General features: G+C 69.7%; 15 protein-coding genes and 1 other RNA gene. 4 read left to right on the plus strand and 12 right to left on the minus strand.

The genetic code is table 11. The annotated features are described in order from the left end of the window. Positions 1 to 180 precede the first annotated feature (180 nt). Positions 181 to 927 carry a sulfite exporter TauE/SafE family protein gene (locus tag SNOV_RS15145; protein ID WP_013167832.1) on the plus strand — a complete coding sequence of 249 codons (747 nt, stop codon included), beginning with the start codon at positions 181 to 183 and terminating at the stop codon, positions 925 to 927. Positions 928 to 931: 4 nt separating this feature from the next. Here the strand turns inward: SNOV_RS15145 and SNOV_RS15150 are convergent, their stop codons facing one another. The 5 genes from SNOV_RS15150 to SNOV_RS15165 form a co-directional block, all read right to left on the minus strand. Beyond that, positions 932 to 1,678 (minus strand): YebC/PmpR family DNA-binding transcriptional regulator, encoded by a 747-nt coding sequence (locus SNOV_RS15150; protein WP_013167833.1) that lies wholly within the window; start codon positions 1,676 to 1,678, stop codon positions 932 to 934. A 208-nt stretch (positions 1,679 to 1,886) separates the two neighbouring features. Further along, a complete protein-coding gene (locus SNOV_RS15155; protein ID WP_013167834.1) occupies positions 1,887 to 2,702 on the minus strand; it encodes a TIGR00282 family metallophosphoesterase in 816 nt (271 codons plus the stop codon). A gap of 3 nt (positions 2,703 to 2,705) precedes the next feature. Then, the gene (locus SNOV_RS15160; RefSeq protein WP_013167835.1) at positions 2,706 to 3,311 is read right to left on the minus strand and encodes a 5-formyltetrahydrofolate cyclo-ligase; all 606 of its coding nucleotides are present in this window, start codon (positions 3,309 to 3,311) and stop codon (positions 2,706 to 2,708) included. Between the two features lie 12 nt (positions 3,312 to 3,323). Then, a non-coding RNA gene (ssrS, locus tag SNOV_RS23135) (6S RNA) lies at positions 3,324 to 3,480 on the minus strand. 76 nt (positions 3,481 to 3,556) lie between these two features. Then, entirely contained in the window at positions 3,557 to 4,555 is a 999-nt protein-coding gene (locus tag SNOV_RS15165) for an NAD(P)H-quinone oxidoreductase (protein WP_013167836.1), read from the minus strand. 121 nt (positions 4,556 to 4,676) lie between these two features. Here SNOV_RS15165 and SNOV_RS15170 point away from each other — a divergent pair, with 121 nt between their 5' ends. Continuing rightward, on the plus strand, positions 4,677 to 4,880 hold the full coding sequence (locus tag SNOV_RS15170) for a DUF1192 domain-containing protein (protein ID WP_013167837.1): 204 nt from the start codon (positions 4,677 to 4,679) through the stop codon (positions 4,878 to 4,880). Positions 4,881 to 5,281: 401 nt separating this feature from the next. Then, a complete protein-coding gene (locus tag SNOV_RS15175) occupies positions 5,282 to 5,809 on the plus strand; it encodes a DUF1465 family protein (RefSeq protein ID WP_081440991.1) in 528 nt (175 codons plus the stop codon). 98 nt (positions 5,810 to 5,907) lie between these two features. Here the strand turns inward: SNOV_RS15175 and rpmE are convergent, their stop codons facing one another. Beyond that, positions 5,908 to 6,132 (minus strand): 50S ribosomal protein L31, encoded by a 225-nt coding sequence (rpmE, locus tag SNOV_RS15180; RefSeq protein WP_013167839.1) that lies wholly within the window; start codon positions 6,130 to 6,132, stop codon positions 5,908 to 5,910. Between the two features lie 101 nt (positions 6,133 to 6,233). On the opposite strand from rpmE, the gene SNOV_RS15185 reads away from it, so the two are divergent. Then, on the plus strand, positions 6,234 to 8,039 hold the full coding sequence (locus SNOV_RS15185; protein ID WP_041782310.1) for an ABC transporter transmembrane domain-containing protein: 1,806 nt from the start codon (positions 6,234 to 6,236) through the stop codon (positions 8,037 to 8,039). 68 nt (positions 8,040 to 8,107) lie between these two features. On the opposite strand, the gene SNOV_RS15190 is transcribed toward SNOV_RS15185, so the two are convergent. From SNOV_RS15190 to SNOV_RS15215, 6 genes are all read right to left on the minus strand, one after another. Continuing rightward, on the minus strand, positions 8,108 to 8,608 hold the full coding sequence (locus SNOV_RS15190) for a GNAT family N-acetyltransferase (protein WP_013167841.1): 501 nt from the start codon (positions 8,606 to 8,608) through the stop codon (positions 8,108 to 8,110). A gap of 10 nt (positions 8,609 to 8,618) precedes the next feature. Next, positions 8,619 to 9,653 carry a peptidoglycan -binding protein gene (locus SNOV_RS15195; protein WP_013167842.1) on the minus strand — a complete coding sequence of 345 codons (1,035 nt, stop codon included), beginning with the start codon at positions 9,651 to 9,653 and terminating at the stop codon, positions 8,619 to 8,621. After that, a complete protein-coding gene (locus tag SNOV_RS15200; protein WP_013167843.1) occupies positions 9,653 to 10,720 on the minus strand; it encodes a hypothetical protein in 1,068 nt (355 codons plus the stop codon). The genes SNOV_RS15195 and SNOV_RS15200 overlap by 1 nt, the downstream gene beginning before the upstream one ends. Before the next feature lie 118 nt (positions 10,721 to 10,838). After that, positions 10,839 to 11,639: an inositol monophosphatase family protein gene (locus SNOV_RS15205; RefSeq protein ID WP_013167844.1), complete on the minus strand. Its 801-nt coding sequence runs from the start codon at positions 11,637 to 11,639 to the stop codon at positions 10,839 to 10,841. A gap of 108 nt (positions 11,640 to 11,747) precedes the next feature. Continuing rightward, positions 11,748 to 12,131, minus strand: coding sequence for a cell division protein ZapA (locus tag SNOV_RS15210; RefSeq protein ID WP_013167845.1), 384 nt, complete (start codon positions 12,129 to 12,131; stop codon positions 11,748 to 11,750). 21 nt (positions 12,132 to 12,152) lie between these two features. Beyond that, a complete protein-coding gene (locus tag SNOV_RS15215) occupies positions 12,153 to 12,449 on the minus strand; it encodes a DUF4164 domain-containing protein (RefSeq protein WP_013167846.1) in 297 nt (98 codons plus the stop codon). Between the last annotated feature and the right edge of the window lie 67 nt (positions 12,450 to 12,516).

Here is a 12,516-nt window from a genome sequence, read left to right on the forward strand (position 1 = left end):
GCGAGGCGGCATTTGGAGACAGATTTTGCGCGATGGTTTCTTTGCGCGCAAATGAGTTTTGGCGATGATCGCTTCAACGCAAACGATGGGAGCCGCGGCCGTTGACGCGGCGCGCGCGACGGGCTCTACCTCTCACGCACGCGCCGCCGGCGACGTGCGCCCTGCCCCGGTTTTCCTCGCATGTCCTTCGATTCCGCCCTCGTCTGGGCTCTCGTCACCGCGCTCGTCGCCGGCGTCACCCGTGGCTTCTCCGGCTTCGGCGGGGCGCTGATCTTCATCCCGCTGGTGAGCGCGGCGTTCGGGCCGAAGGTGGCGGCCCCGGCGCTGCTGGTCATCGACACGGTGCTGACCCTGCCCTTCCTCATCCCGGCGCTGCGCGCCTGCATCTGGCGGCAGGTGACGCCGCTGGCGGTCGGCGCCGTCGTCGCCGTGCCGGCGGGCGTTTGGGTGCTGGAGCATGTCGACGCGCTGGCGCTGCGCTGGACGCTCGCTTTGCTCAGCCTCGGCATGCTGGCGCTGCTGGTGTCCGGCTGGAAGCATTCCGGTCGGCACAATCTGCCTACCACGCTCGGGGTCGGCGCCATCGCCGGCGTGCTCGGCGGCGCAGCGCAGATGTCCGGCCCGCCGGTGGTGGCCTACTGGCTCGGCAGCGGCCAGCCCTCGGCGCTGGTGCGGGCCAACCTGTTCGGCTTCTTCGCGCTGGCGACGCTGGCGAGCGGCACCGCCTATGCCGCGCACGGGCTGATGACGCTCGAGGTCGGCCGGCTGGTGCTGCTGCTCGGCCCGGCCTATGGGATCGGGCTCTATGCCGGGGCGAAGGCCTTCCACGGCGCCTCCGACCGGCACTTCCGCGTCGCCGCCTACTGGATCATCGCGTTGGCCGCGCTGCTCAGCCTGCCGGTGCTCGACGCGCTGCTGGGGAGATGACCGCTCACGCGCTCATCTTGGCGACGAAGGCGTCGGACAGCTCGAAATTGGCATAGACGTTCTGCACGTCGTCATTGTCGTTGAGCGTGTCGACGAGGCGGATCAGCTTCTCGGCCACCTCGTCGTCGACCGCCACCGTGTTCTGTGGCCGCCAGACGAGGCCGGACTTGCGCGGCTCGCCGAACTTGGCTTCCAGCGCACGGGCCACCTCGTGCAGGTTCTCGACCGAGCACACCACCTCGTGGCCGTCCTCGGAGGAGGACACGTCGTCCGCGCCGGCCTCGATGGCCGCCTCCATCATCGCGTCCTCCGACGCCTTGGCGGCATCGAACTCGACCACGCCGATGCGATCGAACATGAAGGACACCGCGCCCGTCTCCGCCAGCGAGCCGCCGGACTTGGTGAAATAGGAGCGCACTTCCGAAGCGGTGCGGTTGCGGTTGTCGGTCAGCGCCTCGACGATGACGGCGACGCCGCCGGGGCCGTAGCCCTCATAGCGGATCTCGTCATAGTTCTCCGCGTCGCCGCCCTGCGCCTTCTTGATGGCGCGGTCGATATTGTCCTTGGGCATGTTCTCGGCGCGGGCCGCGAGGATGGCGGCGCGCAGGCGCGGGTTCATGTTCGGGTCGGGCATGCCGAGCTTGGCGGAGACGGTGATCTCGCGCGCCAGCTTGGAGAACAGCTTGGAGCGCACCGCGTCCTGCTTGCCCTTGCGGTGCATGATGTTCTTGAACTGCGAATGCCCGGCCATGGCCGCCTCCACGTCACGCCGGCGTCGCCGCCGGGATATTCCGAATGACTGAAAGAAAAGGTGCGCGGCTTATAGGCGAGAGGGTGGCCGCGCGTAAAGCCGCCCCCGTCACACCCTCATACCCGGGCTCGACCCGGGCACCCAGACTTTCGGTCTCTGGATCCGCGGGTCGAGCCCGCGGATGAGGGCATCTCTTGTAGGATCCGGCTCACCAGAACGCCGGCACCACATCCTCCAGCACGCCGCCGAGGCGCACAGGGGCGACGCGCACCGCGTGGCCCGTGCCGTCCGTCTCCACCGCGAGGCCGGACAGCGTGCCCTCGCCTGTCGCCGGCTCGAAGCGGCTCGCCCCGATCCGGCGGGTGAAACGGCGCAGCGGCTCCTCCTTGTCCATGCCGATCACTCCCTCATAGGAGCCGCACATGCCGACATCGGTCATGAAGGCCGTGCCGCCGGGCAGGATGCGATGATCGGAGGTTGGCACATGGGTGTGGGTGCCGATGACGAGGCTGGCGCGCCCATCGCACCAATGGCCGAAGGCCTGCTTCTCGCTGGTGGTCTCGGCGTGGAAATCGACGATCACCGCATCCGCCACCATGCCGAGCGGGGCGGCGTCGAGCTCGCGGTCGATGGCGGCGAAGGGATCGTCCAGCGGGTCCATGAAGACGCGGCCCATCATGTTGACGACCAGCACCTGCGCCCCGTTCCGCGCCTCGATCAGCGCTGCGCCGCGGCCGGGCGTGCCGGGCGGATAGTTGGCGGGGCGGATGAGCCGCGGGGCGCGCTCGATGAACACCAGCGCCTCGCGCTGGTCGAAGGAATGGTTGCCGAGCGTGACCGCATCGGCGCCGGCCTCGAGGAACTCCTCGTGGATCGCCTCGGTGATGCCGAAGCCGCCGGCGGCGTTCTCGCCGTTCACCACCACGAAATCGAGCGCCCAGGCCTCGCGCAGGCGTGGCAGGTGCTGCAACACCACCTGCCGCCCGACGCGGCCGACCACGTCGCCGAGAAAGAGCAGGCGCATGGATTACTCCTCGGCCGGGCGGACGATGCCCGCATCCGTCGCGATAGCGTCGAGCCGCTCGTCATGCGCCTCGGCCGGCACGGCGGGGAGCTCCTGCACGGCGAAGGCGTAGCCGATGGCCTCGATCCGCTTGGCGGAGCGCAGCAGGGCGAGGGTGCGGTCGTAAAAGCCGGCGCCGTAGCCGAGCCGATTGCCGCGTGCGTCGAAGCCGGCGAGCGGCACCACCAGCACGTCGGGCGAGACGGCGGGGGCCGTCTCCGGCGGCGCGGGAATGACGAAGCGCCCCGGCCCGCGCGAGGACACCAGCTCCTCGCCCGGCTCCCAGAGGCGGAAGATCAGCGGCTTGCCGGGCTCCAGCACCACAGGGAGCGCGATCTCGGCACCGGCGGCGCGCAGGCGGCGCACCAGCGGATGGGTCGGGATCTCATGACCGAAGGAGGCGAAGACGGAGACCATCTCGCCCTTCACGTCGCCGAGCCATTCCAGCGCATGGGCAGCGGCGGCCTCGGCGGCGGTCTCGCGCGCCTCGGGGCTCAGCGCCGCACGCCGTGCGAGGGCCTCGGAGCGGAGGCTGGCCTTGTCGAGATGGGCGTCGGGACAATGGGGCATGATGAAAATGAGTGCGGAGCCACAATGGCCGTTGGAGGATCGATCCCGGGAACCTACAACGTAGGTGGGCGCCGTGTGTCCGAGCCCAGGGGCAAGGTCAGGGACAGCTCCCTTTGAGATCGATAAGGCCCCGGGGAATATGTTCTCCTGACGAACCTCGCAGCCCCGCGTGACAAATCTAGGACGCCGCGGGCCGGATTGCCAGAGGGGGTTTGGAGGCCGCGAACAGCTTTCCGCGAGCGCCCTCACCCCACCTTCAGCATGATCTTGCCGATATGGGCGCTGGTCTCCATGCGCGCATGCGCCTCGCTCGCCTTCTCCAGCGGGAAGGTCTGGTCCAGCACCGGCTTCACCTTGCCGGCCTCGATCAGCGGCCAGACCTTCTCCCTCAGCGAGGCGGCGATCACCGCCTTCTCGGCCTTCGGCCGCGAGCGCAGCGTCGAGCCCATATGCGACAGCCGCTTCAGCATCAGCCGCATATAGTCGATCTGCACCTTGGAGCCTTCCATGAAGGCGATCTGCACGATGCGCCCCTGCGGTGCGGCGGCCTCGTAATTGCGGGCGATGTAGGAGCCGCCGACCATGTCGAGGATGACGTTCACCCCCTTGCCGGTCTTCTCCTTGATGACGGCGACGAAGTCCTCGGCCTTGTAGTCGATGGCGACATCCGCCCCGAGCTTACGGCACACCTCGCACTTCTCGGCGCTGCCGGCGGTCGTGAACACCGTGGCGCCGAAGGCCTTGGCCAGCTGGATCGCCGTGGTGCCGATGCCCGACGTGCCGCCATGCACGAGGAAGCTCTCCCCCGACTTCAGCCCGGCGAGGTCGAACACATTGGTCCAGACCGTGAAGAAGGTCTCGGGCAGCGCCGCCGCCTCGACCATGGAGAGCCCGGCCGGCACGGGGAGCGCCGCGCCCTCGTCGGCGAGGCAGTATTGGGCATAGCCGCCGCCGGAGACCAGCGCACACACCTTGTCACCTACCTGCCACCTGGTGACACCCGCGCCGAGCGCCACCACCTCGCCGGCGATCTCGAGGCCCGGAATGTCGGAGGCGCCGGGCGGCGGCGGATAGAGACCCTTGCGCTGCATCACGTCCGGCCGGTTGACGCCAGCGGCGGCCACCTTGACCAGGATCTCACCGGCGCCCGGCTGCGGCACCGGGCGCTGCTCGGGAACCAGGGCTTCCGGGCCGCCGGGGGTCGGCAGGCCGATGGCGGTCATGGTGGCGGGCAGTTCGGTCACGGATGTCCTCATCGGCTTGGAAAGGCTCGCCGTTTCGTAGGTGAACCGGCCGCGACTGGCAACCGGCGGGCTCGGGCACTAAACTCTAGAGGGTGTTCAGGAGCCGAGTAGGAGTGACGCCATGGCGATCGACGACGACCTCTTCCCCTCCGCGCCGGTCAGGAAGCCCGGCACGCATGAGCTCGGCGCCGACCTCTCGCTCCTGTCCGAGACCGAGCTTGAGGAGCGCATCGCCCAGCTCCTCGCCGAGGCCGAGCGGCTGAAGGCGGCGCTGGAGAAGAAGCGCGCCTCGCGCGCCGCGGCGGAGAATTTCTTCAAGCGTTAGGGCATAGATCGGCGGGCGGAACCGGCCTGCGTCCTTCGAGGCTCGGCTCCGCCGAGCACCTCAGGATGACGAGGTTCTGAAGAACCAAGGAAGACAAGGCTCGTCATGCTGAGGTGCCGGCCGTCAGGCCGGCCTCGAAGCACGCAAGCCGGCTGGGCAGGCTTAACCCCGCATTAAGCTTTCCGATCTATTACTGGGGACGGTCCAGTTTTGGCCGCGAGTGGCTTCTGTCCACTCTGTTTGACGCATCCCTGTCTATGACTCATCGAGCCGCCTTACGGGCGGCTCTTTTTTCATCCCCATAATCCCCCGTCGCAATCGGCCCTCCGGACTGGACAGCGCCGGCGCGGCGCGCGACAGGCATCCCTGCGCATGGCGCGCAGGAGGCTTGGGTCGGGATCATGGGCAGTTCGCGGAAGCAGATGGACGAGGACGGCGTCGCGGAGACGATCAGCCTCGCCGCGCGCCGGCTCGCCTCGCCCGCCTTCACCAGCCTGTTCCGGCAGGGCATGGCGCTGATCGACGAGACCGCCGCCTATCTCGACGGCGAGGGCCGCACGGCAAGCCGTGGCCTGGCGCGCGGCGTGCTCGCCGCCTATGCCCAGCAGAGCCTGCAGCTCTCCACCCGGCTGATGCAGCTCGCCTCCTGGCTGCTGCTGCGCCGCGCGGTGCTGGAAGGCGACATGTCGGAAGAGAGCGCGCTGCGCGAGAGCGCGCGGATCGATCTCGACGGACCCCGTCGCGACCTCGACCAGGAGGCGGAGTTGCCGGCCCAGCTCGCCGCGCTGGTGCGCCGCAGCCACGAATTGCAGCGGCAGATCGTCAAGCTCGACGCCGCGCTGAGAGCGCCGGCGGAGACCGCCGGGCTGCGGCCGAATGACGTCGCCGGGCAAATCGGCAAGCTGCGCAGCGCCTTCGAGCGGCACTGAAAACCGCCTATTCGCGCAAACGAAAACCCCCGCGCCGGCCGCTGCCGACGCGAGGGCTCGCAATCCCCCAAGCCGCGAAATGCGTCCTTAAGACCTTGTCAGGCCTTGAGGAAACCCGCGAACTTCTTCTGGAACTTGGACACGCGGCCAGCGCGGTCGAGCAGCTGCTGCGAACCGCCGGTCCAGGCCGGGTGCGACGTCGAATCGATGTCGAGCTGGAGGACATCGCCCTCCTTGCCCCAGGTCGTCCGGGTCGTGTACTCGGTGCCGTCCGTCATCACCACCTTGACGAAGTGGTAGTCGGGATGGATGTCGCTCTTCATGGGTAGCATCCTCGCCGCCGCATGGCAGGTCCCTCGCGGGAACCACGCGGCGATCTACAAAACGATCCTGCCGGAAATCCGAGCGGCTCTATAACCGAGACATGACTGTGACACAAGCCGCCGACGCCACACCGACCGCAACGACCTCACGCCGTCCCCGCCTCTCGCCGTTGATGGCGCTGTGGCCGCACATACGCCGCTATCGGGGCCGCGCCGGCGCGGCGCTGGTCGCGCTGGTGGTCGCCGCCGTCGCCACGCTGGTGGTGCCGATCGCCGTGCGGCGGATGATCGATTTCGGCTTCGACGAGCGGCATGCCGGCTTCATCGACCGCTATTTCGGGGTGATGATCGGCGTGGTGGCGGTGCTCGCGGTCGCCTCCGCCGCGCGCTACTACCTCGTCATGACGCTCGGCGAGCGCATCGTCGCGGATCTGCGCTCGCAGGTCTTCGCCCATGTGCTCACCCTCGACGGCGGCTTCTACGACAGCGCCAAGTCGGGCGAGCTGATCTCGCGCCTCACCGCCGACACCACGCAGATCAAGTCCGCGGTCGGCGCCTCCGCCTCCATCGCCCTGCGCAACCTCGTGCTGTTCTTCGGCGCGGCGGTGATGATGGTCATCACCAGCCCCTGGCTGTCGGCGACGCTGCTCATCGCCATTCCCGCCATCGTCGCCGTGCTGCTCGGCGCTGGACGCGGCGTGCGCAAGCGCTCGCGCAGCGCGCAGGACACGCTGGCCGAGGCCTCCGCCTATGCCGTTGAGGCCATCGGCGCGGTGCGCTCGCTGCAGGCCAACACCGCCGAAGGGGCGGCGTCCCGGCATTTCGCCGGCGAGGTGGAACATTCCTTCAACGCCGCGAGCGACGCGGTGCGGGCGCGCGCCTGGCTCACCGGCTTTGCCATCTTCCTGATCTTCGCCAGCGTCGTCGGCATCCTCTGGGCCGGTGCCAATGCGGTGCTGGCCGGCACCATGACCGCCGGCACGCTCGGCCAGTTCGTGCTCTATGCCGTGCTGGCGGCGAGCGGGCTCGGCCAGCTCGGCGAGGTCTGGGGCGAGATCTCGCAGGCCGCCGGCGCCACCGAGCGCATCGCCGAGCTGCTCGCCGAGCGCCCCAAGGTCGCCCGCCCCGCCGATCCGCTGCCGCTGCCGGAGCCGCCGCAGGGTTCCGTCACGTTCGCGAATGTGGCCTTCGCCTACCCGACCCGGCCGGACCTGCCGGCGCTTTCTGACGTGAGCTTCACTGTCCAGCCGGGCGAGCGGGTCGCCGTGGTCGGCCCGTCAGGTGCCGGCAAGAGCACGCTGTTCCAGCTGCTGCTGCGCTTCTACGATCCCGTCTCCGGCCGGGTGGAGATCGACGGCGTCAACATCGCCAAGGCCGATCCGGAGGCGGTGCGCGCGCGCATCGCGCTGGTGCCGCAGGATGTCGCCATCTTCGCCACCTCGATCCGCGAGAACATCCGCCTCGGCCGGCCCGACGCCACCGACGAAGAGGTCGAGGAGGCCGGCCGCCTCGCTTTGGCCGACGAGTTCGTCGCCCGCCTGCCGGAAGGCTGGGACACGCCGGTCGGCGAACGCGGCGTCACGCTGTCCGGCGGCCAGCGCCAGCGCCTCGCCATCGCCCGCGCGATCCTGCGTCGGGCGCCGATCCTCTTGCTGGACGAAGCCACCTCGGCGCTCGACGCCGAGAGCGAGACGCTGGTGCAGCGAGCGCTCGACCGCTCCATGCAGGGCCGCACCACGCTGGTCATCGCCCACCGCCTCGCCACAGTGCTCTCCGCCGACCGCATATTGGTGATGGAGCAGGGCCGCGTAGTGGAGGAAGGCACCCACACCAGCCTCGTCGCCCAGGGCGGCCTCTATGCGCGCCTGGCCGCGCTGCAGTTCGGCGACGCCACCGCCGGGAAGTGAGTCTAGGGAAGAGCCCTCATCCGCGGGCTTGACCCGCGGATGAAGGGACAGAAGGTCTGGGTGCCGGGTCAAGCCCGGGCGTGAGGGCCATTCTGATCGACGCGCTCCATCCGCAGCGTCGGGCGGCCGGAGGTGGGGTTGACGCCGTGCCCGACGACCGCGAAGCCGGCCTTCTCGTAGAAGCGCACGGCGCGCGGGTTCTCTTCGTTCACGTCGAGCGACAGTGGCTTCTTCGAGCGCGCGGCGGCGGCCTCCACCAGCAGGCTGGCGATGCCGGTGCCCCAATGGTCGGGATGCACGACGAGCTGGTCGACATAGCCGGTCGAGGGCTGCACGGTGACGAAGCCCAGCAGCCGGCCGCAGGGATGCTCGCCTGCGCCCGCCACCGCCAATTCGATCACCGCGCCGTCGTCCAGCAGCGTGCCGATGCGGTGGATCAGCCAGCCGCGGCGGGCGGCGAAGTCGATCTCGGGGATCGCTTCCAGCCAGGCTTCGACCCACAGTGCCGCCATGGCCGGCATGCGGCCCCAGTCGAAGGGCGCGAGCGCGGCGGAAAGGCGTTGGGTCATCGCCGTCGTGTCATCTCTCGGTAAGCTTCAGTTCGATGCGCCGGTTGCGGGCGCGCGCGTCGTCGCTGTCGGCGTCGTCGATCGGCTGGTACTCGCCGAAGCCGGCGGCGACCAGATGCTGCGGCGACACCCCCTTGCCGGCGAGATACTGCACCACCGCGATGGAGCGCGCCGCCGAGAGCTGCCAGTTGGAGGGAAAGAGCGGCGTCGCGATCGGCCGGTTGTCGGTGTGGCCGTCGACGCGCAGCACCCAGGAGATGTCGGAGGGGATCTCCTTCTCCAGCGCCACCAGCGCCTCCGCCAGCTTGTCCAGCGCCGGCATGGCGTCGGGGCGCAAATCCGCCGAGGCGCGGTCGAAGAAGATCTCCGACTGGAACACGAAGCGGTCGCCGACGATGCGCACGTCAGGCCGGTCGCCGAGGATGGCGCGCAGCCGGCCGAAGAACTCCGAGCGGTAGCGCGTGAGCTCCTGCACCCGCTGGGCCAGCGCCACGTTGAGCCGGCGGCCGAGGTCGGCGAGGCGCGACTGGCTCTCCTTGTCCTTCTGCTCGGAAATGTCGAGAGCCTGCTCCAGCGCCGCGATCTGCCGGCGCAACGCGGCGATCTGTTGGTTGAGGATGGCGATCTGCGCCGCGGCCTGGGCGGCGGCGTCCTTCTCCTGCCCGAGTTCGCGGGCGAGATCGGCGCTGCGGGCCTGCGCGGCGGCGATCTCCTCGGGCGACGCGACAGCGGTGGCCGCCGCCTGCAGCGCGTCGCGCTCCTGCTCGAGCCGCAGCAGACTGGCGCGCAGCGCGCCCATCTGGCTCTCGGATTCGGAATCGTTGGCGCGTTCCAGCGCCAAAAGGTCGGTCAATTCGCGGATCTGCGCCTGCAGCCGCGCCATCGCATCGTCCTTCGAGCCGATCTCCTGCGTCAGTACGAACTGGGCGAGCACGAAGACCGAGAGTAGGAAGACGAAGACCAGCAGCAGCGTCGACAGGGCGTCGACGAAGCCAGGCCAGTAGTCGATTTGCCGTTCGCCGCGGCGGGCGCGTCCCAGTGCCATCACGCACGCTCGCGGTCGGACTGGCCCTCGGCGATGCGTTCGAGCAGGCGCTTGATGTCGCGCTGCTGCTCGGCCTGCGCCTCGACCCAGTCACGCACCATCTGCTGCTCCGAGCGCATGTGCTGGACGAGGCCCTGCAGGCTCTCGGCAAGATGGGCCATGGCGGTGGTGACACGCTGCGAGCCGGCCTCGGTCATGGTGCGGTCGAGCTTGGCGATGGCCTGTGTCAGCTCGCCAAGGTCGGGACCACCGCTCGCCAGCGGCGGCAGGCCGGCCGCCGCGCCGGCAGGGGCGGTGGTGGTGGTTCCGGAAGCCGCCGTGCGCGGGTTGCGCGCCCGCGCCGCCTCGATGCCGAGATCCTCCACCGTCGTCGACAGCCAGTCTTCGAGGTCGATGTAGAAGCGGTTCTGCGCCTGCCCGGCCTGCAGGTCGAGGAAGCCGAGCACCAGCGAGCCGGCGAGGCCGAACAGCGAGGACGAGAAGGCGATGCCCATGCCGCCCAGCGGCGCGGCGAGGCCGGTCTTCATGGCGTCGAGCACGGAAGCCGATTCCGGCCCGACATTGAGCGAGCCGATGACCCGGCCGATCGACGACACCGTGTCGAGCAGGCCCCAGAAGGTGCCGAGCAGGCCGAGGAAGATGAGCAGGCCCGTGAGGTAGCGCAGCAGATCGCGCGCCTCGTCGAGGCGGGTGCCGATCGAGTCGAGGATGCCGCGCATCGTCGCCTGCGAGATCGTCATCCGCCCGACACGGTCGCCGAGCAGCGACGCCATGGGCGCCAGCAGCACCGGCGCGCGCGGCACCTCCAGCCCGGGGTCGGCGACGCGGAAGCTGTTCACCCACGCGACTTCGGGCAGCAGCCGCACCACCTGCCGGAAGGCGAAGATGGTGCCGACGAACAGCACGCCGAAAATGACGCCGTTGAGGCCGGGATTGTTCAGGAAGGCACGCCAGATCTGCTCATGCAGGACCGAGGCGAGCGCCACGCAGAGCAGCACGAAGACCACCATCCGCACCAGGAAGATGCGGGGAGATGAGAGCTTGTGAAACGATTCCGACCCGTCCATGCCCGTGGCTGTCCCCCTGCAACGGCGGCCTCGCCCGAGATGACCACCCGTCGGGCCGGACTATGCCACACCCCGTAGGAAATGGAACGCGCGACGCTCCGGCTTTCGCCGGCCCTACCTAACCACCACTGCCGGCTTTGCGCACCAGCGACAGCAGGTCGCGGCGCACAATCTCGTTGCCGACGATGATGTCGCCCTTGGCCAGCATCTTGTCGGCGTCGTCGAGATCGCTGACATAGCCGCCGGCCTCGCGCACCAGCACGATGCCGGCCGCCATGTCCCAGGGGCTCAGGCCCCGCTCCCAGAAGGCGTCGAAGCGGCCTGCCGCCACCCAGGCGAGATCGAGCGCCGCCGAGCCGGTGCGGCGCACGCCCGCCACCTTCGGCCCCACGGCGGCATATTCGCGCGAGAACCGGGCGAAATCCCCACGTCCCATATGCGGGATGCCGCAGCACACCACGCTGTCGGCCAGGTTGCGGCGCGCCGCGACGCGGATGCGGCGGTCGTTCATGAAGGCGCCGGCACCCTTCTCGGCGATGAAAAGCTCGTCGGTGATGGGGTTGAAGATCACGCCCGCGATCGGCACGCCGTCGCGCGCCAGCGCCAGCGAGACGCAGAACAGCGGGATGCCGTGCAGGAAGTTGGTGGTGCCGTCGAGCGGGTCGATGATCCAGCGGTGGCTCTCGTCGGCGCCGTCGATCTCGCCGCTCTCCTCCATGATGAAGCCGAAGTTCGGCCGCGCCTTGGTGAGCTCTTCCTGCAGGATGCGCTCGGCCTTGCGGTCGGCGGCGGAGACGAAGTCGGCCGGCCCCTTGAGCGAGACCTGCAGGTTCTCCACCTCGCCGAAATCGCGGATCAGGGAACGGCCGGCCTTGCGGACGGCCTGGACCATCACGGTCATCAGGGCGGTGCGGATCATTGCTTCTTCCAGATGCGGGCGGGCGGGAAACGGAGTGCTCCTCTGCGCTCCCGGGCTGGCGGCGTCAAGCCCGCGGCACCGCGGCCGCTCGATGCAGGGCGCGGGCTTTCAGCCCATCCCCACGCCACCCGAAGGGCTTGGCCCGAGCTCGCGGGCGAGCTTCTCCAGCCGTTCGGCGGCGGCGACCACAGTGCCGGCGAGCTGGCTCTCCGTCTCGCCGAGCTTCTGCACCGCCGCGCTGCGGGCGGCGCGCTCGGTCCCCACCTCCTGCTCCAGCGCCCGGATGCGTCGGCGCGCCTCGCTGAGCTCGTCGGCGATGGTGATGGCCGCCATGATGGAGAGCCGCTGGTCGCCGATCTCGCCGAAGGCGGCGCGCATCTGGTCGATGCGCGCATCCACCTCCTCGCCGAGGCCGGCGAGGTGCTCCTCCTGGCCGTCGTCGCAGGCCATGCGGTAGGCGCGCCCGCCGATGCTGATGGTCACATAGGCCATGCGCCCCTCCCGTCCGCGCGATCAGCGCTCATGCGCGGCGAGCACCGCGCGGATGGTTTCCATGGCGCCGCCGAGCCGGCGCGCGACCTCCTCATTGGCGCTCTCCAGCCGGTCGGCCCGGGCCTCGGCATTGTCGAGCGCATCGGCGAGGCGCGAGCGGTCGGCGCCGAGCACATGCAGTTGCTGGGCGAGCGCGGCTTCCTGCCGCTCCACCTCGAGCCGGCGCTCGATCGCCGCCTCCAGCGCGTCGACGGCGCCGTTGAAGCGCCGGAGCGCGGATTCCAGGGCCGTCGGTTCGCCCCCTGCCGGCGCGCTCATGGTCTCTCCGCTCCACCCCGGATCGCTAAGGCACGATCCCGCCAGATGATTCTGGACAAGTGATTCC

It is taken from the genome of Ancylobacter novellus DSM 506, assembly GCF_000092925.1.
In the GTDB taxonomy this organism is placed as follows: Bacteria; Pseudomonadota; Alphaproteobacteria; order Rhizobiales; family Xanthobacteraceae; genus Ancylobacter; species Ancylobacter novellus.

Bases quoted from the DNA above. Each gene is read 5' to 3' on its own strand.
- SNOV_RS15190 (WP_013167841.1), bottom strand. From the start codon at position 8,608: ATGACCCAACGCCTTTCCGCCGCGCTCGCGCCCTTCGACTGGGGCCGC.
- SNOV_RS15210 (WP_013167845.1), bottom strand. From the start codon at position 12,131: ATGGCCTATGTGACCATCAGCATCGGCGGGCGCGCCTACCGCATGGCC.
- SNOV_RS15150 (WP_013167833.1), bottom strand. From the start codon at position 1,678: ATGGCCGGGCATTCGCAGTTCAAGAACATCATGCACCGCAAGGGCAAG.
- SNOV_RS15195 (WP_013167842.1), bottom strand. From the start codon at position 9,653: ATGGCACTGGGACGCGCCCGCCGCGGCGAACGGCAAATCGACTACTGG.
- SNOV_RS15145 (WP_013167832.1), top strand. From the start codon at position 181: ATGTCCTTCGATTCCGCCCTCGTCTGGGCTCTCGTCACCGCGCTCGTC.
- SNOV_RS15170 (WP_013167837.1), top strand. From the start codon at position 4,677: ATGGCGATCGACGACGACCTCTTCCCCTCCGCGCCGGTCAGGAAGCCC.
- SNOV_RS15175 (WP_081440991.1), top strand. From the start codon at position 5,282: ATGGGCAGTTCGCGGAAGCAGATGGACGAGGACGGCGTCGCGGAGACG.
- SNOV_RS15205 (WP_013167844.1), bottom strand. From the start codon at position 11,639: ATGATCCGCACCGCCCTGATGACCGTGATGGTCCAGGCCGTCCGCAAG.
- SNOV_RS15215 (WP_013167846.1), bottom strand. From the start codon at position 12,449: ATGAGCGCGCCGGCAGGGGGCGAACCGACGGCCCTGGAATCCGCGCTC.
- SNOV_RS15200 (WP_013167843.1), bottom strand. From the start codon at position 10,720: ATGGACGGGTCGGAATCGTTTCACAAGCTCTCATCTCCCCGCATCTTC.
- rpmE (WP_013167839.1), bottom strand. From the start codon at position 6,132: ATGAAGAGCGACATCCATCCCGACTACCACTTCGTCAAGGTGGTGATG.
- SNOV_RS15155 (WP_013167834.1), bottom strand. From the start codon at position 2,702: ATGCGCCTGCTCTTTCTCGGCGACGTGGTCGGCCGCGTCGGGCGGCAG.
- SNOV_RS15160 (WP_013167835.1), bottom strand. From the start codon at position 3,311: ATGCCCCATTGTCCCGACGCCCATCTCGACAAGGCCAGCCTCCGCTCC.
- SNOV_RS15185 (WP_041782310.1), top strand. From the start codon at position 6,234: ATGACTGTGACACAAGCCGCCGACGCCACACCGACCGCAACGACCTCA.